The 1,243-nt window shown below is 37.7% G+C and carries 3 protein-coding genes; all 3 read right to left on the reverse strand.

Going from position 1 to position 1,243, the window contains the following annotated elements; translation table 11 throughout:
- Positions 1-97: 97 nt before the first annotated feature.
- The 3 genes from FTV41_RS14845 to FTV41_RS14855 all read right to left on the reverse strand — a co-directional run bounded on the left by FTV41_RS14845 (position 98) and on the right by FTV41_RS14855 (position 1,160).
- Positions 98-523 carry a hypothetical protein gene (locus FTV41_RS14845; protein WP_179991870.1) on the reverse strand — a complete coding sequence of 142 codons (426 nt, stop codon included), beginning with the start codon at positions 521-523 and terminating at the stop codon, positions 98-100.
- Positions 524-658: 135 nt separating this feature from the next.
- Positions 659-874, reverse strand: coding sequence for a hypothetical protein (locus tag FTV41_RS14850; protein ID WP_004811702.1), 216 nt, complete (start codon positions 872-874; stop codon positions 659-661).
- Entirely contained in the window at positions 864-1,160 is a 297-nt protein-coding gene (locus FTV41_RS14855) for a BrnT family toxin (RefSeq protein WP_111886105.1), read from the reverse strand. Before FTV41_RS14855 ends, FTV41_RS14850 begins: the two co-directional genes overlap by 11 nt.
- Positions 1,161-1,243 lie beyond the last annotated feature (83 nt).

Raw genomic sequence — 1,243 nt, forward strand, 5'->3', positions numbered from 1 at the left:
TAAAAATTGCAATGGGAAGTCTTGCGTTCGCATCATGAAAAATGACTGTCACGGACCAAACAAAGATTATTGCGTGATTGACCCTAAATAATGCTTTTTAAAGCGGAGCTGCAATCCAATAACCGTGGTTAGCGCAAACATCAGGAATAGGGTCAGTAATAGATCGAGGTTTCGTTGGGTACTGGCCTCCACCAAGTCTAATTTCATCACCTACAAAAACTTTATGATTATTAAATTTGTTGGTAATACTGATCCTACCGTCACTTGTATATTCTAACTCGCTGCTACTAGCCCAGATAATAAAAGGGCTGGTATCACTGTTTAGACGAATACAACCATGTGGATCTAAATGTAATTTGCCACCTGCAAGTGAAACCATATAAGTCTTCACTTCGGGACTTTGCTTGATAAAAAATACTGGTTTTACAGGTTCTATAATATTAGAAACTAAAGCAGGCTTTGCCATGCAGCCAGTAAGCACAGAAATAATGAAAAAACTTTGGGCTAAATTATATATTTTCATAGTCAACCAAGTTATGAGATGGGACAGTACTTTGCTTGGTTTCTTTCGTTATTCAATTTATACCGGTGCACGCAAAGTGGCTCGACTTTGAAACATGGCTAAAGCCCTATTTCAAAGCATCGAGCAAAATTTTAATTAAACACGTTTCAATGCCATGATATGACGAACCATCTCGTTAATATGCTGTTTTGTTTCATCATCTTGAGAACTTAGCCAAGTTACAACATCCGCATCAAAAGCTTTTGCTTGAGCAATCGCATGGCGTTCTTGTAATTTTTTCACGAAGTTTGGTTTTACTACTGGCGCATTGGTAGGGTCAAAATTTTTATAGCGTTCTAATTCATTTTGCATGGTTATACCTCCGCTTTTGATTGTGTGATGGCTCAAAAGCAGTAATGATTCTTGCAACATCACCACGTTCGACCCAAACCACTGTTAGTAGTCTACCACGATTGCTTAGACCGATTGATATCAACCGTTGTTCGTCATAATGACCAAGATCGTCAAAGGACATCAGCTCTGGATCAAGAAAAACGCTACATACTTCTTCAAAAGTAATTTCACGCCCTCGATAGACTATTTCCATTTTTTTATCGTGCCATTCAAATAGCAGACCGTAATACTCAATCAACGGCATCTTTAGCCTTTTCCCTAGATTTACAACCTTCTAAAAGTCTACTTAGAGGGTTTCACTTATTCAATAACTCATTAATTTAAATG

It is taken from the genome of Acinetobacter sp. YH16051 (assembly GCF_013417135.1).
In the GTDB taxonomy this organism is placed as follows: domain Bacteria; phylum Pseudomonadota; class Gammaproteobacteria; order Pseudomonadales; family Moraxellaceae; genus Acinetobacter; species Acinetobacter towneri.

Bases quoted from the DNA above. Each gene is read 5' to 3' on its own strand.
- FTV41_RS14845 (WP_179991870.1), bottom strand. From the start codon at position 523: ATGAAAATATATAATTTAGCCCAAAGTTTTTTCATTATTTCTGTGCTT.
- FTV41_RS14850 (WP_004811702.1), bottom strand. From the start codon at position 874: ATGCAAAATGAATTAGAACGCTATAAAAATTTTGACCCTACCAATGCG.
- FTV41_RS14855 (WP_111886105.1), bottom strand. From the start codon at position 1,160: ATGCCGTTGATTGAGTATTACGGTCTGCTATTTGAATGGCACGATAAA.